The organism is Thermomonas carbonis (assembly GCF_014396975.1).
In the GTDB taxonomy this organism is placed as follows: domain Bacteria; phylum Pseudomonadota; class Gammaproteobacteria; order Xanthomonadales; family Xanthomonadaceae; genus Thermomonas; species Thermomonas carbonis.
Genome location: NZ_CP060719.1, coordinates 685,860 through 710,230 on the forward strand (window position 1 = coordinate 685,860; position 24,371 = coordinate 710,230).

Consider the following 24,371-nt stretch of genomic DNA (forward strand, 5'->3'; position numbering starts at 1 on the left):
TTCCTGCGTAGGGCGGGTCGTGACCCGCCTTGGGCTTGATTTGCGTGTGCGGGATTGAACCCGCCTTCGCCTTTGCTGCGTTGTCGCGCTGGCGGGTCGAGACCCGCCTCAAATCACCAGGAACCGGTCGCCTTGAAGTCTTCGATGCCCTTCTTGAACGCGGCTTCGATGTCGTCGTTCCAGTCGCCGGTGTCGGCCACGGACTTCATCAGGTCACCGGCGGTGTTGGTGAAGTGCGCGTGCAGCGCGTCTTCGAACGCACCGATCTTGTTCACCGGCACGTCGTCCATGTAGCCCTTGTCCACGGCGTAGATCGACAGCGACTGCTCGGCGACCGACATCGGCGCGTACTGGCGCTGCTTCATCAGCTCGGTGACGCGCTGGCCACGCTCCAGCTGCTTGCGGGTGGCGTCGTCGAGGTCCGAGGCGAACTGCGCGAACGCGGCGAGCTCGCGGTACTGTGCCAGCGCGATGCGGATGCCGCCGGACAGCTTCTTCATGATCTTGGTCTGGGCTGCGCCACCCACGCGCGACACCGAGATACCGGCGTTCACGGCCGGGCGGATGCCGGCGTTGAACAGGTCGGTCTCGAGGAAGATCTGGCCGTCGGTGATCGAGATCACGTTGGTCGGCACGAACGCCGAGACGTCGCCGGCCTGCGTTTCGATGATCGGCAGCGCGGTCAGCGAGCCGGTCTTGCCCTTGACGGCGCCGTTGGTGAACTTCTCCACGTACTCCTCGGACACGCGCGCGGCGCGCTCCAGCAGGCGGGAGTGGAGATAGAACACGTCGCCCGGATACGCCTCGCGGCCCGGCGGACGGCGCAGCAGCAGCGAGATCTGGCGGTACGCCACGGCCTGCTTGGACAGGTCGTCGTAGATGATCAGCGCGTCTTCGCCGCGGTCGCGGAAGTATTCGCCCATGGTGCAACCGGCGTACGGCGCGATGTACTGCATCGCCGGCGACTCGGACGCCGACGCGGCGACCACCGTGGTGTAGGCCATCGCACCGTTCGCCTCGAGCTTGCGCACGATGTTGGCGATGGTGGAGTTCTTCTGGCCGATCGCCACGTAGATGCACTTAATGCCGCTGTGCTTCTGGTTGATGATCGCGTCGATCGCCAGCGCGGTCTTGCCGGTCTGGCGGTCGCCGATGACCAGCTCGCGCTGGCCGCGGCCGATCGGGATCATGCTGTCGACCGACTTGTAGCCGGTCTGCACCGGCTGGCTCACCGACTTGCGCCAGATCACGCCCGGGGCGATGGTTTCCACCGGCGCGCTGACCTTGGCCTCGATCGGACCCTTGCCGTCGATCGCCTCGCCGAGCGCGTTGACCACGCGGCCCAGCATTTCCGGACCGGTCGGCACCGACAGGATCTGGCCGGTGGTCTTGGCGGTGTCGCCTTCGCGCAGCTGCTTGTAGTCGCCCAGCACCACCGCACCCACCGAGTCGCGCTCCAGGTTCAGCGCCAGCGCGAAGGTGCTGTTCGGCAGCTCGATCATTTCGCCCTGCATCACGTCGGCCAGGCCGTGGATGCGCACGATGCCGTCGGACACCGAGGTCACGGTGCCTTCGTTGCGCGCTTCCGCGGAAAGCTTGACCTTCTCGATGCGGGTCTTGATCAGTTCGCTGATTTCGGACGGGTTGAGCGTGGTGGTGGCCATCTTGGTTTCCTTGGTGCCGCGTTGCCGCCGGCAAGATTCAAATAAGTTGTTGCAACAATCGGATCAGTGCGCCAACGCCGCCTGCAGGCGGCCCAGCTTGCCCTTCAGCGAACCGTCGATGACGACGTCGCCGGCATCGATCACGGCGCCGCCGATCAGGCTTTCGTCCACCGCGGTCTCGACCTCGACGTCGCGGCCGAAGCGCTTCGCCAGCGCCGCCTTGATGGTGGCGAGTTCGGCAGCAGGCAGTGCGGCCGCAGAGGTCACCTTCGCTTTCACCACGCGCTCGGACTCGAAGCGCAGCTCGTCGAACATGCCGGCGATTTCCGGCAGCAGCGACAGGCGACGGTTCTCGAACAACAGGCCGAGGAAGTTGCCGAACAGGGCATCGGCCCCTTCGGGCGCGAGCAGGGTGTTGGCATCGGCCTGGGTCAGCCCCGGGTTGCCGAGCAACACGGCGACCGAAGGATCGGCAGCCACGCGGGCGGCGAACGCCAGCGCGTCCGACCATGCGGGCAGCGCGTTCGCGTCGCGCGCGATTGAAAACGCGGCGCGGGCGTAGGGACGGGCAAGGGTCAGGGCCTGGCTCATCGGTCCGTCCTTACAGCTGCGCGGCCAGATCGTCGATCAGCGCCTTGTGGGCGTTGGCGTCGATCTCGCGCTTCAGCAGCTTCTCGGCGCCGGACACGGCCAGCACGGAGACCTGCTTGCGCAGTTCTTCCTTGGCGCGGTTGGCGGCGGACTCGATCTCGGCCTCGGCCAGCGCCTTCTGGCGGTTGCCCTCGCTGATCGCATCGGCCTTGGCCGCGTCGATCAGCTGGTTGGCGCGCTGGTGGGCCTGGTCGATGATCTCGTTGGCCTTGCTGCGCGCGGCCTTGAGTTCCTCGTTGACCTTGTCCTGCGCCTGCGCCAGGTTCTTCTGCGCGTTGTCGGCGGCAGCGAGGCCTTCGGCGATCTTCTGCTGGCGTTCCTCGATCGCCGACATCAGCGGCGGCCAGATGAACTTGACGGTGAACCAGATGAGGATCGCGAACGTGATCATCTGGCCCAGCAATGTCATGAAGGTCGGATTCATGTCGTACCTTGCGTGTCGAACGGGCGGCGCGATGCGCGCCCGTCAGGGGCAACGCCACGGCGGCATGCCGCGGCGCTTGAATCGCCGATGCGCGCGACGGACGCCGCGCGCATCGTGACGCGTCAGCGCTTAGGCGCCGGCGGCGGTCTGCACGGCGGCCAGCAGCGGGTTCGCGAACGCGAACATCATCGCCACGCCGACGCCGATCAGGAACGCCGCGTCGATCAGGCCGGCGAGCAGGAACATGCGGCCCTGCAGCATCGGGACCAGTTCCGGCTGGCGGGCAGCGGATTCGAGGAACTTCGAGCCCATGATGCCGATGCCGAGGGCGGCGCCGAGCGCACCCAGGCCGACGATGATGCCGATGGCGATGGCGGTGAAGGCCTGGACGTTGGCAAGTGCTTCCATGGTGGATCTCCGGTTTTCAGTGCTGAGCTGTGAAAGTGAAAGTGGTTGGAACGAGGTGAAGCGGAACGCGTTGATCCGGAACGGCGGATCAGTGGTGCTCGTGGGCCATCGCCAGGTAGACGACGGTCAGCACCATGAAGATGAAGGCCTGCAGCAGGATGATCAGGATGTGGAAGATCGCCCAGACCGAGTTGGCGACGAGGCCGAACGGGAAGGTGATCCACGACATGAACAGGCCGGCGATGAGCATGAAGACCAGCTCGCCCGCGTACATGTTGCCGAACAACCGCATGCCCAGGCTGACCGGCTTGGACAGGTATTCGACCAGATTGAGGAACAGGTTCGGGCCCGCCAGCACGATCTTGGCGAAGGTGCCGTGCGCATGGAACGGCGCGGTGAACAACTCCTTGGTGAAGCCCCAGCCGCCCTTGGCCTTGATCGAATAGAAGATGATCAGGAAGAACACGGTGATCGACATCGCGAACGTGGTGTTCACGTCGGCGGTGGGCACCCAGCGCAGGTAGGTGTGGTGCGCGGCTTCCTCGCCGGCCACCGCGGTGACGATGCCGGCCGGCAGGTCCAGCGGCAGCAGGTCCATGGCGTTCATGAAGAACACCCAGACGAAGATGGTCAGGGCCAGCGGCGCGATGAAGCGGCGATCCCCGTGGAAGGTGTCCTTGACCTGCGAGTCGACGAACTCGACCACCAGCTCGACGAAGGCCTGCGGCTTGGACGGCACGCCGGCAGTCGCCTTGCGCGCCTGCGTCCACAGCAGGAAGCAGCCCAGCAGGCCCAGCAACAGCGCGACCATCCACGAGTCGAAGTGGAATTTCTGGCCCGCCACGTAGACCACGTTGTGGGTCAGGTGATGGACGATGTACGCGGTGAGCCCACCGCCGCCGGATTCGCCGCTCGGCTCCAGGGCCATGCTGTTCAGGATCGTGCCTTCCAGAATCACGTACTCGCCCTCGTCGTGCTTGGTCTTGCCACTGCGAATTTCATCGAAACCACGAATGCCGCCGCGGCCATCGCCGCGCCGGCCAGTGCCGGCACCGCCGGCAACCGCCATACCGCCATCGCCAGGTACAAGCCGCCGGCGACCACCAACCATTTGAGCGCGGTGCCAAGCAGCAAGCGCCCGAGCGCCGTGCCAGCTCCTGCCACCCCGCCCCCGAACGCACCCCAGGCCGCCAGCAGGTTGCCCAATGCCATCGCCCCGCCTCCGACCAGCGCCGCCAATGCGGCAGGCGGCCCGAGAGGCAAGCAGGCTGCGGCGGCCAGCAGCGCGGCGACGGCCTGGAAGGCCACCACCCGCAGCGCCTGCCGCCAGCCCTCGGCAGCGGAATTCAGCACGCGGACATTTCCCGAAAAATCCGGTTCGGTACCGCAGGTTGACCGGTCAAAGCGCACCAAATCGGTCCTGCGGAGCCGCAAAAGTATAGCAGGCGCGAAAATCCCGGGGCAACCGCCAAAGGCCCTTGCACAAACGCGGGAACCTTCCCGCGGAGGACGGGTCACAGACTTGCGCCACCCTTCCTCGTCAGCTCCGGGCGTGGCGCCCTGAAGCCCCGGCCGCACGCCGGGGCTTCTTTTTGCGCGATGCAGCGCTACTTCTTCTTGGGGATATAGAGATCGGTAATCGTGCCGTCGAAAACCTCGGCGGCCATGCCGACCGACTCGCTCAGGGTCGGGTGCGGATGGATGGTGTGGCCGATGTCCTCGACCTCGCAGCCCATCTCGATCGCCAGCCCGATCTCGGCGATCAGTTCGCCCGCATGCACGCCGACGATGCCGCCGCCGATGATGCGATGGGTTGCCTCGTCGAACACCAGCTTGGTGAAACCCTCGGTGCGCGAGAGGCCGATGGCGCGACCGGAGGCCGCCCACGGGAACTTGCCGACGCCGACCTTCAGGCCCTTGGCCTTCGCCTCGGTCTCGGTGACGCCGACCCAGGCGATTTCCGGATCGGTATAGGCCACGCTCGGGATCACCCGGGCGACCCATTCTTTCTTTTCGCCGGCAGCAACTTCGGCGGCGAGCTTGCCCTCGTGCGTCGCCTTGTGCGCCAGCATCGGCTGCCCGACCAGGTCGCCGATCGCAAAGATGTGCGGCACGTTGGTGCGCATCTGCCGGTCGACGTCGATGAAGCCGCGCTCGGTGACCGCCACGCCGGCCTTGCCCGCGTCGAGCTTGCCACCGTTCGGCGCACGCCCGACCGAGACCAGCACGCGGTCGTACAACGCGCCCTCGGGAATGCTCTCGCCCTCGAAGGTGCAGGCGATGCCGGTCTTCTGCGCCTCGGCCTCGACCACCTTGGTCTTGAGATGCACGGCGACGCCCTGCTTCTTCAGGCGATCCGCCAGCGGCTTGACCAGGTCGAGGTCGGCGCCCGGCATCAGCTGCGGCATGAACTCGACGACGGTCACCGCGCTGCCCAGCGCGCGGTACACCGTGGCCATTTCCAGGCCGATGATGCCGCCACCGACGACGAGCAACTTCTTCGGAACGTCGGCCAGGTTCAACGCGTCGGTGGAATCCATCACCCGCGGGTCGTCCCACGGAAACGACGGCAGCTTCACCGGCTGCGAACCGGCGGCGATGATGCAGTTCGCGAAGCGCAGCACTAGTGCCTTGCCGTCATCGCCGACGATTTCGAGTTCGTTCGCGGACAGGAATTTCGCGGTGCCCTGCACGACCCGCACCTTGCGCTGCCTGGCCATGCCGGTCAGGCCCTTGGTGAGTTGGCCGACGACCTTTTCCTTGTAGCTGCGCAACGTGTCGATGTTGATTTTCGGCGCACCGAATTCGACGCCGTAGTCGCTGGCGTGAGCGGCCTGGTCGATCACGTCGGCCGCGTGCAGCAGCGCCTTCGACGGGATGCAACCGACGTTGAGGCAGACGCCGCCAAGGTTGGCGTAGCGCTCGATCAACACCGTGTCGACGCCGAGGTCGGCGCTGCGGAACGCGGCGGTGTAGCCGCCCGGACCGGCGCCCAGCACCACCGTCGCACATTCGATGTCGGCCGCACGGCCGGACGATGAGGCCGCCTGCGGTGCAGGGGCTTTCGCCGCGTCTGCGTTCACCGGGGCGGGCGTCGCAGACGGCGCAGTTGCGGCCGCCGGTGCTGCAGCCCCTGCCTTGGCGGGTGCCGGCGCAGAAGGTGCCGCAGCGCTCTCGATTACCGCGATCACCGCGCCTTCCGACACCGCATCGCCCAGCTTCACCTTCAGCGCCTTGATCACGCCATCGGCGACCGCCGGCACTTCCATGGTGGCCTTGTCGGATTCCAGCGTGACCAGGCCCTGATCCTTCTTCACCGTGTCGCCGACCGCGACCAGGATTTCGATGACCGGGACGTCGCCGTGGCTGCCGATGTCCGGAACCTTGCTTTCGATGTCTGCCATGGCCAGCCCCTTACAGCACGGCCCGACGGAGGTCGGCCAGCAGTTGTGCGAGATAGGCGGTGAAGCGCGCGGCGGCTGCGCCGTCGATCACCCGGTGGTCGTAGCTCAGCGACAGCGGCACGATCAGGCGCGGCTGGAAGGCCTTGCCGTCCCAGACCGGTTTCGTCTCCGACTTGGACACGCCCAGGATCGCGACTTCCGGTGCGTTGATGATCGGCGTGAACGACGTACCGCCGATCCCGCCCAGCGAACTGATGGTGAAACAGCCGCCCTGCATCTGCTCGGACTTGAGCTTGCCGTCGCGCGCGGCGGCGGCCAGCTCGCCCATCTCGACGGCGATCTGCATCACGCCCTTCTTGTCGGCGTCGCGCAGCACCGGCACCACCAGGCCGTTCGGCGTGTCCGCCGCGAAGCCGATGTTGTAGTACTGCTTGAGCACCAGGTTGTCGCCATCCAGCGACGCATTGAAGTTGGGGTACTTCTTGAGCGCGGCCACGCTGGCCTTGATCATGAAGGCGAGCATGGTGAGCTTGCCGGCCTTGCCCGCGGCAATCGCCTTGGCGTTCTCGTTGTTGAGGGCGACGCGCAGGCCTTCCAGGTCGGTGATGTCGGCATCGTCGAACTGGGTGACGTGCGGGATCATCGCCCAGTTGCGCGCGAGGTTGGCACCGGAAATCTTCTGGATGCGCGACAGCGGCTTGCTTTCGATCTCGCCGAACTTGGCGAAGTCGACCTTCGGCCACGGGATCAGGTTGAGGCCGCCGCCAGATGCACTCGTCGGAGCTGAAGCTCCTGCCACAGGGCCACCTGCCAATGCGGATTTCACGAAATTCTGTACGTCGAGCTTGCCGATGCGGCCGCCGCGCTCGCTGCCGGTCACCTGCATCAGGTCGACGCCGAGTTCGCGGGCGAACAACCGCACTGCCGGGCTGGCATAGGGCACCTTGTCCGGCAGCACGGCATCGGCTTCGAAGCGCACCGGCGGCAGGCCGGCGCCCATCGGTGCGGCAGCGGGCACCGGCGCGGGCGCAGGAGGCGCAACCACGACCGGTTCGATCTTGGCACCGGTTTCGGATGCGGTGGTCGTTGCCACGGCGGCGATCGGCTGGGCGGGGGAGGCGTCGGCGCGGATGCCGGAGCAGGCGCTTCGGCGGCAGCCCCACCCGCGACTTCGATGATCGCGACCAGCGCACCCTCGGAGAGGTTGTCGCCCAGCTTGACCTTCAGCTCCTTGATCACGCCGGCGAACGGCGACGGCACTTCCATCGTCGCCTTGTCGGACTCCAGGGTGACCAGGCCCTGGTCGACGGCGACGGTGTCGCCCACCTTGACCAGCAGTTCGATGATCGGGACGTCGCTATCACCGCCGATGTCGGGGACGCGCGCTTCCTTGAGGTCGGCCATGCCGGTCTCCGGTTTTCGGGTTGGGACCCTATTGTTGGCACATCCCGCCGGCATCGACAAACCGCACCGCGGCAAATTTCCTGATTTACCCGGCTAATTCATTTCGATGTCTCGAAATGTCTCGGATATCGGGTTTTCAGGCCAATTCCGGGGGTATTGACCGGGGTGCAATCAGGGATGCTCGGCCTCCGCATGCACTTTCTCGCGCCGGATCAGGTACAGCCCGCTGGCGATGATGATGGCCGCACCGAACCAGGTGATCGCATCCGGCAGCACGCCCCACAGCGCCAGGTCGAGGGCGACGCCCCAGACCAGGGCGGTGTATTCGAGTGGCGCGATCAAGGAGGCCTCGCCGAGGCGGAAGGCCTCGGTGATCGCGTACTGGCCGATGGCCCCGGCGATGCCGATGCCACCGATGATCCAGGCATGTTCGGCGCGCAGCGGCACCCAGTTCGGCCATGCCAGCGCGCCCGCACCCAGCGCCATCAGCGCCAGCAACCAGAAGGTGATCGCCTGGGTGCTGTCGGTGCGCGCCAGCACGCGCACGGTGATCGCCGACACCGCGTAACCCAGTGCTGCCACCAGCACGGCCAGGCCGGCGGTGGTGAGCACGCCTTCACCGGTCGGGCGCAACACCACCAGCACCCCCAGCAGGCCGATCGTGATCGCGGTCCAGCGACGCGGGCCCACGCGCTCGCCGAGGATCGGCACCGACAGCGCGGTGATCAGCAGCGGGGCGACGAAGAAAATCGAATACGCGGTGGACAGCGGCAACTGCCCCAGCGCGTACACGAAGCTGGCCATCATCATGATCCCGAGCACGCCGCGCAGCAGATGCAAGGGCCAGCGCACCTGCAGCAACGGACGCCAGCCTACGCTCCACAAGGCCCAGACCAGTACCAGCGGCAACGAGGACGCCCCGCGCATCGCCGCGACCTGGAACGGCGGGTAATGCGTCGACAAGGTCTTCAACCCGGCGTCCATCAGCGAGAACAGCAGGATCGAGACCAGCATCAGCAGCATGCCGCGGCGTGCGTGATCGTGCGACGTGGCGGGCTTGGGATGCATGCGGCCAGCATGCGGTAACCTGCCCGCCCCGTCACCTGCGCCCATCGCCATGCCCTCGTTCGACATCGTTTCCGAAGTGGATACCCACGAACTCACCAACGCCGTGGACCAAGCCAATCGCGAGCTGTCCACGCGCTTCGACTTCAAGGGCGTTGTCGCCAGCTTCGAGCTGGACGATGCCGCCATCAAGCAGTCCGCGCCCAGCGAATTCCAGTTGCAGCAGATGACCGACATCCTGCGCGCGCGCCTGATCGCGCGGAAGATCGATGCGCGCTGCCTGGAATTCGGCGACATCGAGACCAACCTGGCCGGCGCGCGGCAGACCGTCACGGTCAAGCAGGGCATCGAGCGCGAACTGGCGAAGAAGCTGCAGGCCGCGATGAAGGACGCCAAGCTCAAGGTCGACTCGCAGATCAACGGCGACAAGCTGCGCGTCACCGGCAAGAAGCGCGACGACCTGCAGGCGGCGATGGCCCTGCTGCGCGCCGGCGAGTTCGGCGTGCCGCTGCAGTTCGACAACTTCCGCGACTGACGTGACCGACACGCTCGATCCGGTGCAGGTCGAAGCCGGCGTCCGCCGCTGGCTGGAACGCGCGGTGATCGGCCTGAACCTGTGCCCGTTCGCGAAGGCTGTCTATGTGAAGCAACAGGTGCGCATCGTGGTAAGCGATGCCAGCACCGAGCGCGCGCTGCTGGAAGAACTCGGCGAGGAACTCGCGCTGCTGCGCGACACGCCTGCCGAAGAGGTCGACACCACCCTGCTGGTGCATCCGCAGGTATTGGGCGACTTCCTGGACTACAACGATTTCCTCGGCGATGCCGATGCGCTGGTCGAGGCACTGGACCTCGATGGCGTGCTGCAGGTCGCCAGTTTCCATCCGGATTACCAGTTCGCCGGCAGCGAACCGGGCGACACCGACAACCTGACCAACCGCGCGCCGTTCCCGATCCTGCACCTGCTGCGCGAAGCCAGCATCGACCGCGCGGTGGCGGCCTATCCGGATCCCGACGCGATCATCGAACGCAACATCGCCACCGCGCGCGAGCTCGGCTTCGATGGCTGGAGCAAGCTGCTCGCGGAGTGATGCGTCAGGCTGCGGCCAAACGCGCTTCCAGCAGGCGCTGCGCATCGCCTAGCGAACCGACGATGCGATGCCCCAGCGCACGCGCGGCGTCATCCGGCACCAGCATGTCCGGCACCTGCACCGGGGTCATGCCCGCAGCCAGTGCAGCGCGCACGCCGGTCGGCGAATCCTCCAGCACCAGGCAACGCAGCGGATCGATGCCGAGCTTGGACGCGGCAAGCAGATAAACATCCGGCGCAGGCTTGGGCGCGGCGACGTCGCTGCTGGTGGCCACCGCGTCGAAATACGGCAGCAGTCCTGCCGCCGCCAGCTTGCGCATCGCCAGCGGGCGTCGGGTCGAGGTCGCGACCGCACGCGGGATGCCATGTGCGACCAGCCAGTCGAGCAATTCGACGATGCCGGGCCGATGGTCGATGCCGGCATCGGCGACCACGTCGTACATCGCTTCGGTGCATGCCAGCAATTCGACGGTCGCGTCATCGCCGATGCGTTCGGCGAGCAGGCGTCGGCACAGGCCATCGCCGCCACCGATCATCTGCAGCCACAGGCTGTCCGGCAGGTCGTGGCCCAGCTCGCGCGACGCGCGCGCCATGCAGTCGTTGATCGCGCGCTCGCTGTCCAGCATCAAGCCATCCATGTCGAAGACGACGGCGTCCGGCAGGAACAGCAACGGCGCTATCTCAGCAGGGCTCATGCGGATTCCGTGGAAAACAGCTGGTCGCGATCGGCGCCATCCAACGCACGCCACTGCCCTTCCGGCAAGTCGCCCATGCTCAATCCGCCGATGCGTTCGCGATGCAGCGCTTCCACGTGATGGCCGATCGCCGCGAACATCCGCCGTACCTGGTGATAGCGGCCTTCGTGCAGGGTCAGCCGCGCGGTATTCGCGCCAAGCTCTTCAAGCTCCGCGGGCAACAACGGCGTCTTCTCCGCTTCCAGCATCAGGGTGCCGCTGACGAAGAGGGCCGCTTCGTCGCCGCGCAAGGGCTCGGCGAGCGTGGCGAGGTACACCTTCGGCAACTTCGACTTCGGCGCGATGATCCGGTGCAGCAACTGGCCGTCGTCGGTGAACAGCAGCAGGCCGGAGGTGGCGCGGTCCAGGCGACCGACCGTGGACAACACCGGGTTGCGCTCGCGGAAACGCGGCGGCAACAGGTCGAACACGATCCGCCCCGGATCCTTCATCGAACAGGTGTAGCCGACCGGCTTGTGCAGCATCAGTAGCAGGCCGGGCGGCAGATCCAGTGGCTCGCCGTCGACGCGGATGTTGTCGTGGTCGAGCGGATCATCGGCATACAGCACGTCGCCGGCGGCATCGGTGATGCGGCCCTCGCGGAACATCCACTGCACGTCCTTGCGGCTGCCGTAGCCCAGGTTGGCGAGGTGCTTCACGAGTTTCATCGCGCTGCCTTTGTCGCTTCAACGATCTTGAAGCCGCCGTCCTGCGCAAGCGTCTGCACCTGCGCGAAACCCTCGCCCAGCGCGTACTCGTACGGCAGGTGCCGGTTGGCGACCAGCCACAGGCGACCGCCGGGCTTCAAGGCACTGGCTGCAGCGGCGATGAAGGCGCGGCCGATGTCGGGACGATCGCCGCGACCCAGTGCATGGAACGGCGGATTGCAGACGATGGCATCGAAACGTTCGCTCACGCCTGCGGCGACATCGCGCCAATGGCGGCTCACCGGCACACGTGAATCCGCGAGATTTTCGCCGGCCAACGCCAGCGCGCGTGCATCGGCTTCGTAGAGGTCCAGCGAAGCGACCTTCGGGCAGCGCGCCAGTACCTGCATCGACAGATAACCCCAGCCCGCGCCGAAATCGGCAATCCGGCCACTCAGATCGTTCGGCAGTGCCTCGGCCAGCATCGCCGATGCCGCATCCACGCGATCCCAGGCGAACACACCGGGCCGACTCAGGAAGGCCTCGCCGGGAACATTCGGGCTGATCACCTTGCGCGGCGCATCGGCCTTCGCCCATTGCGCCAGCGTGGCTGCATCGAAGGTCGCATCCGGCCGCGTCCACGACACCCGGCAATGGTGCTTGCTGAGCGTGGTCACCGTGCCGGCGAGTTGCTTGAGGTCGGCCTCGCGCGATTTCGCGCCCTCGTCGTTGGCCACCGAGGCAATGACGATGCCGCCGGGTGCGACCGCCATGCACGCCTTGGCCAGCAACGCACGCGCCTCCTCGCGCTGGCGCGGCGGCAGCACCAGCACCAGTGGGTAGCGCGCAGCCGGCACGGCGTCCTCGTCGACCAGGGTCGCGCCGATGCGCTGCAGGCGGTCGGCCTCCGGCTTGAACGGCTGCGTGCAGGCCAACGACTGAAGCCCGCCGCGCATATGCAGGGCCGCGCCTTCGCGTGCGCGCAGGAACAGCGCGTCCGCCGACCAGCGCAGGGCGCCCTCGGCGAAGGGATACAGGAGGGCGTCGAGGGCGATGTCGCGATGGTTTGACATGCGCCAATTGTAACGAGCCGCAGGCGACGATCAGGCGGCGGCGTGCGATCCGCGCATGCCTTGCCCGCGCAACAGGCCGACGCTCCAGTTGCCAAGCAGGCACAGCGCGGCGACCCCGCTCCAGGCCACCGCATCGCCGCCGCCCGGCAACACCGCCGCCAGTTCCGCGACCCAGCCTCGACCGAACCAGGCGACCACCACGGCGGCGGACAGCGCGAACACGATGACCAGCCCCCGCAACAGGCGCTGCTCCAGCAGCGATTGCTCCGGAGCTGTTGCGGACGCGGGCTGCGTGAGCGCCAGCGCGGCGACCTGTGCGGCAAAATCCACCGGCAAGCTCACCGGCGGCACACGGCGAAGGGCGCGGGCGATCCGCAGCTCGGCCGGGTCGGCGTCCGGATCGAGGCGACGGGCTCGCTCCTGTGCCTGCCAGCGCGCGTCGTCCATCTGGTTTTCGTCGTCGTTGGTAGTCATGCGGCAACTCCGATGCGCGGTTCCAGGAACTCGCGCAGTGTCTTGCGGCTACGGAACAGGTGGCTCTTGATCGTACCTTCGGCCAGGCCGGTGATGGTCGCGATCTCGCCGATGGGCAGTTCTTCCAGGTGATACAGGGTCAGGATCGTGCGTTGCAGCGGCGGCAGGCGTTCGATCGCGGCATGCAGTTCACGCTCGTCGTCTGCCTGCGCATGCGCGTCCTGCAGGTCGACGCCGTCGCCGATGTTGTCGAGCAGGGACGGACCATCGTCTTCGTCCATCCCGCCGCCCACGTGCATGTCCGCCAGCGCGATCCGCTTGCGCTCCAGGTGGCGCTTGGCCACCGAATACGCGACCTGGCCGATCCAGGACTTCAACGGGCTGTCGAAGCGGTACTGCTGCAGGTAGCGGTGCACGCGCAGGAACGCCTCCTGGCAGAGCTCGCGGGTGTCCTCGGGATGCCGGACCATGCGCTGGATGATGTGCCAGCACAGGCCCTGGTAGTCGCGCACCAATTGCTCGAACGCGCCCGCGCGGTTCGCGAGCACGGCTTCGACAAGGGCGCGGTCGGCATCCATGGGGCATGGGATACGCCCGGGGCGGCATCGGTTGCAAGGATTGTCGACGGATTTCCTGCCGCAAGCTGCAACCGAGCCCGCGCCGGCCGTATCTCTTTGTCCGAACGGCCCGCATGGCCGGCCCGACCCACCGAGGACATCCCATGAATTTCGAACTGCTCATCCCGATCACCCTGTTCGCCTGCATCGCCTATTCGATCAAGGCGGTGGTCGACGCCCGGGTGCGCAAGCAGCTGGTCGCCAGCAACGGCGCGCCCGACCTGGTCCGCAGCATCCTGGAGGGCGATGAAGTGAATCGACGGCTGTCCTCGCTGCGCTGGGGCATCACCCTGGTCGCACTGTCGATCGGCTTCGCGATTGTAGAAGCGGCGGGCTGGACCGACATTACCCCCGGGGTGATCGCGGTACTGGTCGGTGCGGTCGGCGTCGGCAACCTGGCGTCCTTCGCGGCCTCGCGCAAGCTCGGCTGAGCAACGCGCGACGGGTATGCTGTCGGCCCCTCAGGCCGGCAGCCATCCCGATGACCGACGCAACCAACGCCACCACCGATACCCCGCCCGACCACCTGTCCAACGACCCGCGCAGCAAGTTCCACGATGCAGCCGCGCTGGAACGCGGCATCGGCATCCGCTTCAACGGCGTGGAACGCAACAACGTCGAGGAATACTGCATCAGCGAAGGCTGGGTGCGGATGGCCGCGGGTCGCGCGCTGGATCGCCGCGGGCAGCCGATGACGATGAAGTTCAAGGGTACGGTCGAGGCCTGGTTCCTGGACACCGCGAACGAAACGCCGGCTGACTGAACGCCCGCGAACCTCGCCCGCAATCGCGTTGCGGGCGCACACTGGCCACGTCCCCGCCACCGGAGTCCTGTCATGAACCGCCTGCGCACCCTGCCCCTGCTGCTCGCCACGGTCCTCGCGCTGGGTGCCTGCGCGTCCACCGGCAGCACCAGCATGCTCGCTCCCGATGCCCCGCGTGCGCTGCCTGCAGCCGGCCCGGTCAGCGTGGCTTGGGAAGACCCGGCCCAGTTCACCGAAATGCGCTTCAGCGGTAATCGCCATGCCTCCGCGGAAGGCAACTGGTTGAACACGCTCGCCACCTACATGCGCACGGAAGCCGAGGAAACCCTGCCGACCGGCCACCGGCTGGAGCTGACCATCGTCGACATCCAGCGCGCCGGTCGCTACGAGCCCTGGCTGGCCCCGAACCTGCAGGACGCCCGGATCATCCGCGACATGTATCCGCCGCGCATGACTCTGCGTTTCCGCGAGCTGGATTCCAGCGGTTCGGTCCTCGCCGAAGGCGAACGCAAGCTGTCCGACCCGGCCTTCCTGATGAATGCCTCGCGCTTCAACGACAGCGATCCGTTGCGTTACGAGAAGCGCATGGTGGACAGCTGGCTGCGCAGCGACTGGCGTACCGCCTCGCGCTGACCGGCCCCGTCATCGCAACACGCAGGATCCACGAAGCCGCCGCAAGGCGGCTTCGTCGTGTCAGGCTGGCACGCACGCTGCTGCGCGTGCCAGCAACACCTCGCGTTCGCGCGAATTCCCGGTAAGCGATGCGGCGCGGGTGAAGTCGGCATGCGCTTCCGCATCGCGGCCGAGCTTTTGCAGCAGGTCGCCGCGTACGGCCGGCAGCGGCGCGTAATCGCGCAGCTTCGCGTCGCCGACCAAGCGGTCGACGATCGCCAGCCCGGCTTGCGGCCCCTGCGCCTTGCCCACCGCCACTGCGCGATTGAGTTCGATCACCGGCGATGGCGCGACCTGCATCAGCCGTGCGTACAGCGTGGCAATCGCGTTCCAGTCGGTGTCGGCGAAGCGCAAGGCGCGGGCGTGGCAGGCAGCCAGTGCGGCCTGCAGTGCGTACGGGCCATCGGCCCCGCCCGTTCGTTGCGCACGCGCCAGCGCCTGCAGTCCGCGCTGGATCTGCAACCTATCCCAGCGCGCGCGGTTCTGCTCCGGCAACAGGATCGGCGCGCCATCGGCTTGCGTGCGCGCCGGCATGCGCGAGGCCTGCAGTTCCATCAGCGCGAGCAGGCCGAAGGCTTCGGACTCGCCCGGCAACAACCCGACCAGCACACGTGCAAGACGCAGCGCTTCCTCGCACAGCGCCGGGCGCATCCAGTCGTCGCCACTGGTCGCCGCATAGCCTTCGTTGAAGACCAGGTAGAGCACTTCCAGCACGGCATCCAGGCGTTCCGGCAACTCGGCCTTGCGTGGCACCTCGAACGGCACCTGCTTGTCCGCGAGCGTGCGCTTGGCGCGGACGATGCGTTGCGCCACCGTCGGTTCCGGTTGCAGGAAGGCGCGGGCGATCTCCGGCGTGCTGAGTCCGCCGAGCATGCGCAGGGTCAGCGCCACCCGCGACTCCATCGGCAAAAGCGGATGGCAACTGGTGAACAACAGCCGCAACAGGTCGTCGCCGATGTCGTCGTCCGCCAGTCGTTGCGCATCGTCGCCCTGCATGTCGGCTCCGTGCAATTCCAGTTCAATGCCGAACTCGGCCTGCTTGCGCGCGTGCAACTGGCGCTGGCGCACGTGGTCGATGCCGCGGTGCTTGGCCGCCGTCATCAGCCACGCCGCCGGGTTGTCCGGCACGCCCTCGCGTGGCCAGCGCTCGAGTGCGCCGACCAGCACGTCCTGCGCCAGTTCCTCGGCGGTGTCGATGTTGCCGGTGATGCGTGCCAGCCGCGCGAGCAGCTTCGGCGATTCCATCCGCCACAGGGCGTCGAGGCGGCGATGGACGGCGGCGTCATTCATGCCGCCGATCACACCATCGCCCGCGAAGCCGCGCAAGCCGCGACTTCGCGATCCCGGCCCGTTCAACCCATCGAATGCAGGCCGAACATGTTGCCCTCGGTATCGAAGGCCAGGGCGATGTTGCCGTAGTCGCCGATCGACATCTTGGCCTGGTGCAACTTGCCGCCCGCGGCCTCGACCCGACCCGCCTCGATCGCACAATCGGCGCAGTTGAAGTAAACCAAGGTACCGCCCATGCCGGGCGAGACGCCTTCCATCTTGCACAGCGTGCCGCCCGCGCCGGGATTGTCCATGCTTGCGGGGAAGGCCAGCATCTGGAAACCGTCCATGTCGCCGGGCATCGGCAACGGTTCCATGGTGACGTCGAGCACGGCTTCGTAGAAGGCGCGCGCTCGGGCCAGGTCGTCGGTGTAGATCTCGAACCAGACCACCGGATTGGATGCACTCATCTGCTTGCTCCTGGGTGTTGGCGCGGCGCCATTCGCCGCGGCCCGTGATGCGCCCGGCTCAAGCGCCGGGGAACTGCGATTCGTCCATGAAGAAGACTTCCCACTGGTGTCCGTCGAGGTCGGCGATTCCGCGCTGGTACATGAAGCCGAGATCCTTCGGCTCCGCGTATTCGACCGCCCCCTTGGCGATGGCCCTGGCGACGAAGTCGTCGACCTCGGCGCGGCTGTCGACCGAGATCGCCAGCAGGGTTTCGGTCGCCGCATGCGCATCGGCGATGGGCTTCTTGGTGAACGTCGCGAAATACGACTCGACCAGCAGCATCACGCTGGTGCTGTCGTTGATGATCATGCAGGTGGCGTTCTCGTCGGTGAACATCGGATTGAACGAGAAACCGAGCGCGGCGAAGAAATCGACGGTGCGCTCGAGATCCTTCACCGGCAGGTTGACGTAGAGGTTGCGGGGCATGGGGTTCTCCATGGGTTGATGCGCGGGTTACGGCATCGGCTTCACGAGGTTGATCATCCACGGCTGGCCGTAGCGATCGTCGAACATGCCGAAGCGCAGCGCCCACTGGCTTTCGGCCAGCGGCATCCGCACCTCGCCGCCTTCGGACATCGCGGCGAAGATGCGCTCGGCGTCCTCGATGCTGTCCACCTCGATGTTGACCGAGGTCGTGGCCTGGCCATCGGGGTTCTCCATCGCGTCCGCGCCCATGATCGAAGCGCCACCCACCACCAAGTGGATGTTGGCGATGAAGGGTCGCATCGGCTCGGGGATGTCCGGCCCCATGTCGCCATAGGTCGCGGTGGAGACGATCTCGCCGCCCAGCGCCTGCGCATAGAACGCGAAGGCCTCGCGGCATTTCCCGTGGCGGAACATCAGGTACGGGGTCAGTTTCATGGCGTTCTCCAGGAATGGGCGTTTCAGTTGCCGAGGCGCTCGCGCAGGCGGTCTTCCTGTTCGCGCAACTCGGGGGTGAATTCGGCGCCGAAATCCTCGGCCTCGAAGATCGGGCGGATTTCCAGTTCGGACGGGCCAGGCATCGGGTTCGGGCAACGCTTGGCCCATTCGATGGCCTCGTCCATCGAGCGCACCTGCCAGAGCCAGAACCCGGCGACGAGCTCGCGGGTTTCGGCGAACGGGCCGTCGATTACCCGCCGCGACGGGCCGTCGAAGGCGATGCGAGTGCCGCGCGCGCTCGGGTGCAGGCCTTCGCCGGCCAACATGACCCCGGCGTTGACCAGGTCTTCGTTGAACCTGCCCATCGCCTCCAGCAATTCGGTGCTCGGCATCGCGCCGGCTTCGGAATCGGCCGTGGCCTTGACCAGTACCATGACTTTCATGCGCTGCTCCTGCGTTGGATCGGATGGAGGTTCCGCCCTTCATGCAACACGACGGACGATGACGCCCGCAATCGACACGCCATCGAAAAATTTCTCGTCATCCCGAGCGAAGCGAAGTATCCGCTTCTCGTTCCTGCAGCCTGATTGCAGGAAAAACAGGTTCTTCGCTCCGCTCAGAACGACATGGCGCATTCAGGTTGTCGCCCGCCGCCATGCCCTGCATCATCCGCCGACCTGGCCACGATCCGGAACACGCGATGCAATTCCTGACCCTGATCTACATCGACCCGGAACGCCTGACCGAACTACCGGCGGAGGACTACGACCGGCTGATGCGCGGCTGCTTCGAAAAGGCCGATGCGTTGCGCGATGCCGGTTGCCTGCACGCCTCGCAGCAACTGCAGGATCCGGGCACGGCGCGCACCCTGCGCGTGCGCGAGGGCGTATCGCGCATCACCGACGGTCCGTTCGCGGAAACCCGCGAGTTCCTGGCCGGCTTCAACCTGATCGAAGCCGCCGACATCGACGCGGCGATGCAGATCGCGCATGCGTTCCCGTGGTCGCAATTCGGCAGCATCGAAGTGCGTCCGGTGCGCGACATGCAGGCGGTGCGCACGCAGGTCGGCGCCGACTGACGACGCGGAAAACCCTGACCACGAAACGGGTGCGCGACGGACGGTGATGCCATCGCGGTCGCGGGATGCTGACGGCGTTCCCTTTCCGCCGGACGCGCCATGGATCTTCACCCTGCCCTGCTCGCCGTGCTGCTGCTCACCCCGCAGCAACAGCTGCATGCCAGTACCCAGTTGCACGCAGCACCCGCCCCGATGCTGGCCAGCCGCGTCGCCAGCGACATCGACGTCGCCAGTTACCTGGTCAGCGAGAAACTCGATGGCGTTCGCGCCCGCTGGGATGACCGTGCGCTGTGGACGCGCAACGGCAACCGCATCGATGCCCCAGCCAGCTTCACCCGCGGTTGGCCGGCGCAGCCGATGGATGGTGAACTCTGGCTGGGTCGTGGCCGGTTCCAGGACATCAGCAACCTGGTCCGCGCCCTGCAACGCGACGACCGTGCATGGCGAGAGGTTCGCTTCATGGCGTTCGACCTGCCCGGCGACAACGGCCACTTCGCCAAGCGTACGCTGCGACTGCAAGCCATGGTGATGGCAGCCGACTCGGTCCAGCTGGGGCACATCCCGCAGCGTCACCTGACCAGCCGGGCCTTGCTCGATGCCCACCTCGACAGGGTGATGGCCGCTGGCGGCGAAGGCCTGATGCTGCACCACGCGCTGGCGCAGTACCGCGCCGGGCGCAGCGAGACGCTGCTCAAGTTCAAACGTTGGGACGATGCCGAGGCACGCGTGGTCGGCTACCGGCCGGGCAAGGGCAAGTACACCGGCATGGTTGGCGCGCTGCTGGTCGAGGACGCACACGGACGCCGCTTCGCCCTGGGCAGCGGCCTGCGCGATACCGACCGCGCCACGCCACCAGCCGTCGGCAGCATGGTCACGTTCCGCTACGACGGACTCACCGCGAAGGGCAACCCGCGTTTCGCCCGTTACCTGCGGGTGCGCCGCGACTGAGTGCCGCAGCGGACGTCATCCCACGAACTTGGCGACCACGCAATTGCGGCCGCGCGCCTTGGCTGCGTACATCGCCCGGTCCGCGGCCAGCAGCAGGCCTTCCGGCTGGCCACCCTCCGAGGGCCAAGTGGCACCCGCGCCGATGCTGACGGTGACGTAGGGCGCGATCGGCGACGCCGGATGCTCCAGCCGCTGGCGCGCGACCGCTTGGCGCAAGGCCTCGCCCACCGCCACCGCTGCTTCAAGATCCCGGCCCGGCAGCAGCAGCACGAATTCCTCGCCGCCGAAACGCGAGACCAGGTCGTCCTCGCCGCGCAGCTGCCCCTCGCACAACCGCGCCAGCGCGCGCAGGCACTCGTCACCATGCAGGTGACCGGCGGTGTCGTTGAGCGCCTTGAACCAGTCGGCATCGACCATCAGCAGCGCCAGTGGCACGCTGCCCTTGACCAGCCGCGTCCACAACTGTTGCAGGGCCGCATCGAACTGGCGGCGATTGGCGATGCCGGTCAGGCCGTCCTGCATCGACAAGGCATGCAGCTTGCGGTTGGCGGTTTCCAGTTCGCGCACCACCCGCGCCAGATGGATGGTGCCGGCGACCTGGGCGGCGATCGCATCGAACACTTCGCAGGCTTCCGCAGTGAAGAAGTCCGACTGCGGGCTCTCGATGTTGAGCACGCCATGCAGGCGGCCGCGATGACGGATCGGCACCAGGTATTCGGACCGCACCTCGCTGTTGCCGGCCAGGTAATCCGGGTCGAGGTCGACATTCGCGATCAGCTGGGCCACGCCAGTACGCACGCAACGCCCGGCGGCACCCTTGCTCACCGGCCAGTCGTCGGCGGGCTGCAATACGTTGAGGGTGAGCTCGCCGGCCCAGACTTCGTGGACGAAATGGGTGCAGGCCTCGTTGAGCAGGACGATGCTGGCGATCGCCACCGGCATGCGCTCGACCAGGCAATCCACGATCCGCCGCAGCACCGCTTCCAGATCTTCACCCTCGGCGGCCTCGCGCGAGACCCGCGCCAGCAGTTCGGTGAGCCGCGAGCGGCGGTCGCGCGCATCCCGCTCGACCCAGGGCAGGCCGGGTGCGTCGTTGTACAGGTTGTCGATCGCCGGCTGTGACATGCCACCCCCGGCGGGCAGTCTATCGCGAGCCGTTCAGTCGGCGTCGGCCACGTGCACGATGCACGTGGCGGCAGTGCGGCGTTCGCGCAGCGCCAGCGCATAAACCAGCAGGCCGGCGATGGCCGTGGCGGCCCCGACTGGTCCGGTGACGGTCCAACCGTAGCCGTCGGTGATCGCCATCCCGCCCAGCCACGGGCCCAGCGCATTGGCGAAATTGAACGCGGCATGGTGCGAGGCCGCCGCCAGGGTCTGCGCGTCGCGCGCCACGTCCATCAGGTGCGATTGCAGGATCGGCCCCAGCGCACCCATGCAGGCCGTCGCCGCGACCACCGGCAGGATCGTCCACGGCGACTGCGCCGCCAGCGGGTACAGCAGCAACACGACCACCGCCCCACCCAACACGAGTGCCGCGGCGCGGAAACCGAAGCGGTCGAACAGCCAACCGCCCAGCAATGTGCCGATGACGCTGCCCACACCGAAGGCCAGCAGCGCGATCGGCACGAAGCCCGGCCCGGTGCCGGTCACGTGTTCCAGCGTCGGGGCGAGATAACTGAAAACACTGAACATCCCGGCGAAGCCGATCCCGCCGATGCCCAGGGTCAGCCAGACCGGCGCGCGGTTGAAATCGCGCAGTTCGCGCATGGCATCGGTGCGCGGCGCACCCAGTCCTGCGGGCAGCACCCGCGCGGTCATCGCCACCGTGGCCAGCGCCACCGCGACCACCACGCCGAAGGCGTAGCGCCAGCCCAGGATCTGGCCCAGCCACGTCGCCAGCGGATTGCCGATCAGCAAGGCGACCGAAAGGCCCAGCATCACCCGGCCGACCGCGGTGCCACGTTGCTCGGGCGGGCTGATATGAGCGGCCACCAGCGCCGCCACGCCGAAGTACGCGCCATGCGGCAGGCCGGCGATGAACCGCGACAGCATCAATGTCGGGTAATCCGCGGCCAACGCACTGCCCAGGTTGCCGAACGCATAGAACGCCATGAACCACAGCAGCAATCGACGCCGCGGCTGCCTGGCACCCAGGATCGCCAGCAGCGGCGCGCCCACCACCACGCCCAGCGCATAGCTGCTGACCACGTGGCCGACCTGCGGCTCGGTCACGCCCAGGTCGCGGGCGATCTCGCTGATCAGGCCCATCACCACGAATTCGCTGGTGCCGATGGCGAAGCCGCCCATCGCCAGCGCGAACAGGATCAGGGCGACGTGGCGCGGCGAAAGAACAGGCGGGGACGTGGCTGGCATCCGCGTATTGTGCGCCGCAACATCGCCCACGGCGGGTGAAAACGATGGCATGGCCTGTTGCAGCCACGGTGCCGATGCCGCCAACCGCGGCTTCGTCGCCGCCAACGCGGGTTCCGTCGCAGTGCGGCTTCCATCCGCGGGATGCCCCACTATCCTCGCCGCAACCCCAAGCAAGCATCGCCGCCCATGTTCAAGAGCCTCGCCTTCGTCCTCCGCATCGCCATCGCCTGGGGCTTCGTCGTCATGATGGTCGCGGCGATGTATTCGTCGGTTCCGCTGATCGGCCGCTTCGAGTTGCCGATCATCCTGCTGGTGATGGGGACGATGGCGCTGGTGATCGGCGGCGCGTTCTCGCACCTGCGCCGGGTCCGCCTGATCGCCGGGCACATCGACGGCGACACCCTCGGCAACCGGCAGAAGCGGCTGGTGGAGATCCCGCTGGAAGCCGGCGAAGCCTTCGACCTGCTCGATGCCGCGATCCGCGAATTGCCCGGCGCGGAACAGATCCAGAGCGCGCGCGACAGCCTGCAGGTCAAGGCGAAAGTGGCGCGGCCGCGCACCTACGGCGAGCATCCGTTGCGGCGCTGGAACCCGCTGCTGTGGTTCGGCCTGCCGCGCAACCAGTTGCAGGCCACGGTCACGCCGGCCGGCGACAGCGGCCGCGTCGCCCTGATCTGCGAACCCGAAAACCCGGCGTGGAGCGACTGGTTCCTGGTCGATGACGGCACCAACTACGAGAACGCCGAAGCCATCGTCCGCGCGATCACCCGCCGCATCGGCGAGCGTCGCCGCGGCGAGCAGGCCAGCGCCGCGCAGACCGCCACCGAAAAGGAACTGACCGAGGCCAAGCTCAACCTGCTGCATGCGCAGGTCGAGCCGCACTTCCTCTACAACACGCTGGCCAGCGCGCAACTGCTGACCCGCAGCGATCCGGTCCGCGCCGAGGCGATGCTCGGCCACCTGATCCAGTACCTGCGCCGCTCGTTGCCGAACGTCGAAGGCGAGATGTCCACGCTCGGCGCGGAACTCGAGCGCGCACTGGCCTACCTCGAAATCCTCAAGGTGCGGATGGGCGACCGGCTCGATGTGCAGACCGACGTGGCCGAAGCCCTGCGCACCACCCCGATGCCGGCGATGATGCTGCAGACGCTGGTGGAAAACGCGATCAAGCACGGACTGGAGCCGCGTACCGGCGGCGGCACCGTGTGGATCCGCGCGCGCCGCGACGACAACACCGTGGCGGTGACCGTGGCCGACAACGGCGAAGGCTTCAACAGCAAGACCAGCGGCACCGGCATCGGCCTGAAGAACGTGCGCGAACGCCTGCGCCTGCGCTATGCCGGCGCGGCCAACCTCGCCGTCGTCGCCAATTTCCCCGCCGGCGTGGCGGCCACGCTCACCGTGCCGGCCAATGGACACAACCCCAATGCCTGATGCCATCCGCACCTGCATCGTGGCCGAGGACGAAGCGCTGCTGCGCCACGCCCTGGTCGCCGAACTCAAGCGCGCCTGGCCGTCGCTGCGCATCGTCGCCGAATGCGAGGACGGCGCCAGCGCGGTCGAGGCCCTGGCCGAGCACCAGCCCGACGTCGCCTTCCTCGACATCCGCATGCCCGGCCTGACCGGCCTGGAAGTGGCAACGACCGCCGCCGACGCCAGCCCGCGCACGCGTATCGTGTTCGTCACCGCCTACGACCAGTACGCGATCGACGCCTTCGACCGCGGTGCCATCGACTACCTGCTCAAGCCGGTCAAACCGGAACGGCTGGATGCCACGGTGGCGCGGCTGCAGGCGCAGGACACCTTGCCCGATGCCGCCACCCTGGCCGCGCTGCTCGACAAGCTCGGCGCGATGCCGGATCCGGCCGGTTCGCCGGAGCCGCTGACCTGGCTGACCGCCAGCGCCGGCCGCGAAACCCGACTGGTGCTGGTCGACGAGGTCATCTATTTCCACGCCGACCAGAAGTACACCACCGTGGTCACCGCCGATGGCGAAGCACTGCTGCGCACGCCACTTCGGGAATTGCTGCCGCGGCTGGACCCGGCCACGTTCAAGCAGATCCACCGCTCGACCATCGTCAACCTCAAGGCCGTCGCCGGCATCCTCCGCGACGACAGCGGCCGCGGCACCTTGCGGCTGAAGAACCGCACGGAAACGCTGGCGGTGAGCCAACCCTTCATGGCCCTGTTCAAGCAGATGTAGTCCGCCGCTTAGACGCGGCTCGCTCACTCCGCGCGCGCTGCG

Annotated in this window: 30 protein-coding genes and 1 pseudogene; 9 read left to right on the top strand and 22 right to left on the bottom strand. The window is 67.3% G+C overall.

Translation table 11 applies throughout. From position 1 onward, the window contains the following. Positions 1 to 113: 113 nt before the first annotated feature. The 9 genes and pseudogenes from atpA to H9L16_RS03290 all read right to left on the bottom strand — a co-directional run bounded on the left by atpA (position 114) and on the right by H9L16_RS03290 (position 8,969). Complete coding sequence (gene atpA / locus H9L16_RS03250; protein ID WP_187553160.1) at positions 114 to 1,664, bottom strand: F0F1 ATP synthase subunit alpha; 1,551 nt, start codon at positions 1,662 to 1,664, stop codon at positions 114 to 116. A 63-nt stretch (positions 1,665 to 1,727) separates the two neighbouring features. Continuing rightward, positions 1,728 to 2,255: a F0F1 ATP synthase subunit delta gene (locus tag H9L16_RS03255; RefSeq protein ID WP_187553161.1), complete on the bottom strand. Its 528-nt coding sequence runs from the start codon at positions 2,253 to 2,255 to the stop codon at positions 1,728 to 1,730. A gap of 10 nt (positions 2,256 to 2,265) precedes the next feature. After that, a complete protein-coding gene (locus H9L16_RS03260; RefSeq protein ID WP_187553162.1) occupies positions 2,266 to 2,739 on the bottom strand; it encodes a F0F1 ATP synthase subunit B in 474 nt (157 codons plus the stop codon). A 129-nt stretch (positions 2,740 to 2,868) separates the two neighbouring features. Next, positions 2,869 to 3,147, bottom strand: a complete 279-nt coding sequence (atpE, locus tag H9L16_RS03265; RefSeq protein WP_187553163.1) for a F0F1 ATP synthase subunit C — start codon at positions 3,145 to 3,147, stop codon at positions 2,869 to 2,871. Between the two features lie 88 nt (positions 3,148 to 3,235). Further along, positions 3,236 to 4,075, bottom strand: a complete 840-nt coding sequence (gene atpB, locus H9L16_RS03270) for a F0F1 ATP synthase subunit A (protein WP_187554025.1) — start codon at positions 4,073 to 4,075, stop codon at positions 3,236 to 3,238. Positions 4,076 to 4,101: 26 nt separating this feature from the next. Then, a complete protein-coding gene (locus H9L16_RS03275) occupies positions 4,102 to 4,500 on the bottom strand; it encodes an ATP synthase subunit I (RefSeq protein WP_187553164.1) in 399 nt (132 codons plus the stop codon). A 254-nt stretch (positions 4,501 to 4,754) separates the two neighbouring features. Further along, positions 4,755 to 6,551 (bottom strand): dihydrolipoyl dehydrogenase, encoded by a 1,797-nt coding sequence (gene lpdA / locus H9L16_RS03280; protein WP_187553165.1) that lies wholly within the window; start codon positions 6,549 to 6,551, stop codon positions 4,755 to 4,757. Positions 6,552 to 6,561: 10 nt separating this feature from the next. Beyond that, positions 6,562 to 7,955 (bottom strand): annotated as a pseudogene (locus H9L16_RS03285) (dihydrolipoyllysine-residue acetyltransferase). A gap of 171 nt (positions 7,956 to 8,126) precedes the next feature. After that, positions 8,127 to 8,969 (bottom strand): DMT family transporter, encoded by an 843-nt coding sequence (locus tag H9L16_RS03290; protein ID WP_187554026.1) that lies wholly within the window; start codon positions 8,967 to 8,969, stop codon positions 8,127 to 8,129. A gap of 103 nt (positions 8,970 to 9,072) precedes the next feature. Between H9L16_RS03290 and H9L16_RS03295 the strand changes: the two genes are divergently transcribed. Both H9L16_RS03295 and H9L16_RS03300 read left to right on the top strand, forming a co-directional pair. Further along, positions 9,073 to 9,555 carry a YajQ family cyclic di-GMP-binding protein gene (locus H9L16_RS03295; protein ID WP_187553166.1) on the top strand — a complete coding sequence of 161 codons (483 nt, stop codon included), beginning with the start codon at positions 9,073 to 9,075 and terminating at the stop codon, positions 9,553 to 9,555. Between the two features lies 1 nt (position 9,556). After that, complete coding sequence (locus tag H9L16_RS03300; protein WP_187553167.1) at positions 9,557 to 10,108, top strand: DUF1415 domain-containing protein; 552 nt, start codon at positions 9,557 to 9,559, stop codon at positions 10,106 to 10,108. Between the two features lie 4 nt (positions 10,109 to 10,112). On the opposite strand, the gene H9L16_RS03305 is transcribed toward H9L16_RS03300, so the two are convergent. The 5 genes from H9L16_RS03305 to H9L16_RS03325 are packed head-to-tail and all read right to left on the bottom strand — an operon-like array spanning position 10,113 to position 13,613. After that, the gene (locus H9L16_RS03305; RefSeq protein ID WP_187553168.1) at positions 10,113 to 10,802 is read right to left on the bottom strand and encodes an HAD family hydrolase; all 690 of its coding nucleotides are present in this window, start codon (positions 10,800 to 10,802) and stop codon (positions 10,113 to 10,115) included. Continuing rightward, a complete protein-coding gene (locus tag H9L16_RS03310) occupies positions 10,799 to 11,509 on the bottom strand; it encodes a pseudouridine synthase (RefSeq protein WP_187553169.1) in 711 nt (236 codons plus the stop codon). The genes H9L16_RS03305 and H9L16_RS03310 overlap by 4 nt, the downstream gene beginning before the upstream one ends. After that, positions 11,506 to 12,561: a class I SAM-dependent methyltransferase gene (locus H9L16_RS03315; protein ID WP_187553170.1), complete on the bottom strand. Its 1,056-nt coding sequence runs from the start codon at positions 12,559 to 12,561 to the stop codon at positions 11,506 to 11,508. The genes H9L16_RS03310 and H9L16_RS03315 overlap by 4 nt, the downstream gene beginning before the upstream one ends. Before the next feature lie 30 nt (positions 12,562 to 12,591). After that, positions 12,592 to 13,035, bottom strand: a complete 444-nt coding sequence (locus H9L16_RS03320) for a hypothetical protein (protein ID WP_187553171.1) — start codon at positions 13,033 to 13,035, stop codon at positions 12,592 to 12,594. Beyond that, on the bottom strand, positions 13,032 to 13,613 hold the full coding sequence (locus H9L16_RS03325; protein ID WP_187553172.1) for an RNA polymerase sigma factor: 582 nt from the start codon (positions 13,611 to 13,613) through the stop codon (positions 13,032 to 13,034). Before H9L16_RS03325 ends, H9L16_RS03320 begins: the two co-directional genes overlap by 4 nt. 143 nt (positions 13,614 to 13,756) lie before the next feature. Here H9L16_RS03325 and H9L16_RS03330 point away from each other — a divergent pair, with 143 nt between their 5' ends. The 3 genes from H9L16_RS03330 to H9L16_RS03340 all read left to right on the top strand — a co-directional run bounded on the left by H9L16_RS03330 (position 13,757) and on the right by H9L16_RS03340 (position 15,048). Next, entirely contained in the window at positions 13,757 to 14,083 is a 327-nt protein-coding gene (locus H9L16_RS03330; RefSeq protein ID WP_187553173.1) for a hypothetical protein, read from the top strand. 50 nt (positions 14,084 to 14,133) lie between these two features. Beyond that, complete coding sequence (locus H9L16_RS03335; RefSeq protein WP_187553174.1) at positions 14,134 to 14,415, top strand: DUF3297 family protein; 282 nt, start codon at positions 14,134 to 14,136, stop codon at positions 14,413 to 14,415. A 72-nt stretch (positions 14,416 to 14,487) separates the two neighbouring features. Then, positions 14,488 to 15,048, top strand: a complete 561-nt coding sequence (locus H9L16_RS03340) for a DUF3016 domain-containing protein (protein ID WP_187553175.1) — start codon at positions 14,488 to 14,490, stop codon at positions 15,046 to 15,048. A 60-nt stretch (positions 15,049 to 15,108) separates the two neighbouring features. Here H9L16_RS03340 and H9L16_RS03345 read toward each other — a convergent pair whose 3' ends face one another. The 6 genes from H9L16_RS03345 to H9L16_RS03370 all read right to left on the bottom strand — a co-directional run bounded on the left by H9L16_RS03345 (position 15,109) and on the right by H9L16_RS03370 (position 18,362). Next, positions 15,109 to 16,377, bottom strand: coding sequence for an RNA polymerase sigma factor (locus H9L16_RS03345; protein WP_187553176.1), 1,269 nt, complete (start codon positions 16,375 to 16,377; stop codon positions 15,109 to 15,111). A 62-nt stretch (positions 16,378 to 16,439) separates the two neighbouring features. After that, the gene (locus H9L16_RS03350) at positions 16,440 to 16,826 is read right to left on the bottom strand and encodes a VOC family protein (protein WP_187553177.1); all 387 of its coding nucleotides are present in this window, start codon (positions 16,824 to 16,826) and stop codon (positions 16,440 to 16,442) included. Between the two features lie 58 nt (positions 16,827 to 16,884). Continuing rightward, entirely contained in the window at positions 16,885 to 17,304 is a 420-nt protein-coding gene (locus H9L16_RS03355) for a VOC family protein (RefSeq protein WP_223158167.1), read from the bottom strand. Positions 17,305 to 17,319: 15 nt separating this feature from the next. Continuing rightward, positions 17,320 to 17,727 (bottom strand): VOC family protein, encoded by a 408-nt coding sequence (locus tag H9L16_RS03360; RefSeq protein ID WP_187553179.1) that lies wholly within the window; start codon positions 17,725 to 17,727, stop codon positions 17,320 to 17,322. A 23-nt stretch (positions 17,728 to 17,750) separates the two neighbouring features. Next, positions 17,751 to 18,170: a YciI family protein gene (locus H9L16_RS03365; protein ID WP_187553180.1), complete on the bottom strand. Its 420-nt coding sequence runs from the start codon at positions 18,168 to 18,170 to the stop codon at positions 17,751 to 17,753. Positions 18,171 to 18,209: 39 nt separating this feature from the next. Then, positions 18,210 to 18,362 (bottom strand): hypothetical protein, encoded by a 153-nt coding sequence (locus tag H9L16_RS03370; RefSeq protein WP_187553181.1) that lies wholly within the window; start codon positions 18,360 to 18,362, stop codon positions 18,210 to 18,212. A gap of 65 nt (positions 18,363 to 18,427) precedes the next feature. On the opposite strand from H9L16_RS03370, the gene H9L16_RS03375 reads away from it, so the two are divergent. Together H9L16_RS03375 and H9L16_RS03380 are read left to right on the top strand one after the other, a co-directional pair. Further along, positions 18,428 to 18,805 carry a YciI family protein gene (locus tag H9L16_RS03375; RefSeq protein WP_187553182.1) on the top strand — a complete coding sequence of 126 codons (378 nt, stop codon included), beginning with the start codon at positions 18,428 to 18,430 and terminating at the stop codon, positions 18,803 to 18,805. 99 nt (positions 18,806 to 18,904) lie between these two features. Further along, positions 18,905 to 19,753, top strand: coding sequence for a DNA ligase (locus tag H9L16_RS03380; protein WP_187553183.1), 849 nt, complete (start codon positions 18,905 to 18,907; stop codon positions 19,751 to 19,753). A 15-nt stretch (positions 19,754 to 19,768) separates the two neighbouring features. Here H9L16_RS03380 and H9L16_RS03385 read toward each other — a convergent pair whose 3' ends face one another. After that, a complete protein-coding gene (locus H9L16_RS03385) occupies positions 19,769 to 20,878 on the bottom strand; it encodes a GGDEF domain-containing protein (RefSeq protein WP_187553184.1) in 1,110 nt (369 codons plus the stop codon). A gap of 33 nt (positions 20,879 to 20,911) precedes the next feature. Next, a complete protein-coding gene (locus tag H9L16_RS03390; protein ID WP_187553185.1) occupies positions 20,912 to 22,126 on the bottom strand; it encodes an MFS transporter in 1,215 nt (404 codons plus the stop codon). A 186-nt stretch (positions 22,127 to 22,312) separates the two neighbouring features. On the opposite strand from H9L16_RS03390, the gene H9L16_RS03395 reads away from it, so the two are divergent. After that, positions 22,313 to 23,560, top strand: a complete 1,248-nt coding sequence (locus tag H9L16_RS03395) for a sensor histidine kinase (protein ID WP_187553186.1) — start codon at positions 22,313 to 22,315, stop codon at positions 23,558 to 23,560. Then, positions 23,553 to 24,329 (top strand): LytR/AlgR family response regulator transcription factor, encoded by a 777-nt coding sequence (locus H9L16_RS03400; protein ID WP_187553187.1) that lies wholly within the window; start codon positions 23,553 to 23,555, stop codon positions 24,327 to 24,329. Before H9L16_RS03395 ends, H9L16_RS03400 begins: the two co-directional genes overlap by 8 nt. Positions 24,330 to 24,371 lie beyond the last annotated feature (42 nt).

Excerpts from the sequence above, each read along its gene's own strand:
- atpA (WP_187553160.1), bottom strand. The coding sequence starts at position 1,664 with ATGGCCACCACCACGCTCAACCCGTCCGAAATCAGCGAACTGATCAAG.
- H9L16_RS03255 (WP_187553161.1), bottom strand. The coding sequence starts at position 2,255 with ATGAGCCAGGCCCTGACCCTTGCCCGTCCCTACGCCCGCGCCGCGTTT.
- H9L16_RS03260 (WP_187553162.1), bottom strand. The coding sequence starts at position 2,739 with ATGAATCCGACCTTCATGACATTGCTGGGCCAGATGATCACGTTCGCG.
- atpE (WP_187553163.1), bottom strand. The coding sequence starts at position 3,147 with ATGGAAGCACTTGCCAACGTCCAGGCCTTCACCGCCATCGCCATCGGC.
- atpB (WP_187554025.1), bottom strand. The coding sequence starts at position 4,075 with ATGGCCCTGGAGCCGAGCGGCGAATCCGGCGGCGGTGGGCTCACCGCG.
- lpdA (WP_187553165.1), bottom strand. The coding sequence starts at position 6,551 with ATGGCAGACATCGAAAGCAAGGTTCCGGACATCGGCAGCCACGGCGAC.
- H9L16_RS03290 (WP_187554026.1), bottom strand. The coding sequence starts at position 8,969 with ATGCTGGTCTCGATCCTGCTGTTCTCGCTGATGGACGCCGGGTTGAAG.
- H9L16_RS03295 (WP_187553166.1), top strand. The coding sequence starts at position 9,073 with ATGCCCTCGTTCGACATCGTTTCCGAAGTGGATACCCACGAACTCACC.
- H9L16_RS03305 (WP_187553168.1), bottom strand. The coding sequence starts at position 10,802 with ATGAGCCCTGCTGAGATAGCGCCGTTGCTGTTCCTGCCGGACGCCGTC.
- H9L16_RS03310 (WP_187553169.1), bottom strand. The coding sequence starts at position 11,509 with ATGAAACTCGTGAAGCACCTCGCCAACCTGGGCTACGGCAGCCGCAAG.
- H9L16_RS03315 (WP_187553170.1), bottom strand. The coding sequence starts at position 12,561 with ATGTCAAACCATCGCGACATCGCCCTCGACGCCCTCCTGTATCCCTTC.
- H9L16_RS03320 (WP_187553171.1), bottom strand. The coding sequence starts at position 13,035 with ATGACTACCAACGACGACGAAAACCAGATGGACGACGCGCGCTGGCAG.
- H9L16_RS03325 (WP_187553172.1), bottom strand. The coding sequence starts at position 13,613 with ATGGATGCCGACCGCGCCCTTGTCGAAGCCGTGCTCGCGAACCGCGCG.
- H9L16_RS03330 (WP_187553173.1), top strand. The coding sequence starts at position 13,757 with ATGAATTTCGAACTGCTCATCCCGATCACCCTGTTCGCCTGCATCGCC.
- H9L16_RS03335 (WP_187553174.1), top strand. The coding sequence starts at position 14,134 with ATGACCGACGCAACCAACGCCACCACCGATACCCCGCCCGACCACCTG.
- H9L16_RS03340 (WP_187553175.1), top strand. The coding sequence starts at position 14,488 with ATGAACCGCCTGCGCACCCTGCCCCTGCTGCTCGCCACGGTCCTCGCG.
- H9L16_RS03345 (WP_187553176.1), bottom strand. The coding sequence starts at position 16,377 with ATGAATGACGCCGCCGTCCATCGCCGCCTCGACGCCCTGTGGCGGATG.
- H9L16_RS03350 (WP_187553177.1), bottom strand. The coding sequence starts at position 16,826 with ATGAGTGCATCCAATCCGGTGGTCTGGTTCGAGATCTACACCGACGAC.
- H9L16_RS03355 (WP_223158167.1), bottom strand. The coding sequence starts at position 17,304 with ATGGAGAACCCCATGCCCCGCAACCTCTACGTCAACCTGCCGGTGAAG.
- H9L16_RS03360 (WP_187553179.1), bottom strand. The coding sequence starts at position 17,727 with ATGAAACTGACCCCGTACCTGATGTTCCGCCACGGGAAATGCCGCGAG.
- H9L16_RS03365 (WP_187553180.1), bottom strand. The coding sequence starts at position 18,170 with ATGAAAGTCATGGTACTGGTCAAGGCCACGGCCGATTCCGAAGCCGGC.
- H9L16_RS03370 (WP_187553181.1), bottom strand. The coding sequence starts at position 18,362 with ATGCGCCATGTCGTTCTGAGCGGAGCGAAGAACCTGTTTTTCCTGCAA.
- H9L16_RS03375 (WP_187553182.1), top strand. The coding sequence starts at position 18,428 with ATGCAATTCCTGACCCTGATCTACATCGACCCGGAACGCCTGACCGAA.
- H9L16_RS03380 (WP_187553183.1), top strand. The coding sequence starts at position 18,905 with ATGGATCTTCACCCTGCCCTGCTCGCCGTGCTGCTGCTCACCCCGCAG.
- H9L16_RS03385 (WP_187553184.1), bottom strand. The coding sequence starts at position 20,878 with ATGTCACAGCCGGCGATCGACAACCTGTACAACGACGCACCCGGCCTG.
- H9L16_RS03390 (WP_187553185.1), bottom strand. The coding sequence starts at position 22,126 with ATGCCAGCCACGTCCCCGCCTGTTCTTTCGCCGCGCCACGTCGCCCTG.
- H9L16_RS03395 (WP_187553186.1), top strand. The coding sequence starts at position 22,313 with ATGTTCAAGAGCCTCGCCTTCGTCCTCCGCATCGCCATCGCCTGGGGC.
- H9L16_RS03400 (WP_187553187.1), top strand. The coding sequence starts at position 23,553 with ATGCCTGATGCCATCCGCACCTGCATCGTGGCCGAGGACGAAGCGCTG.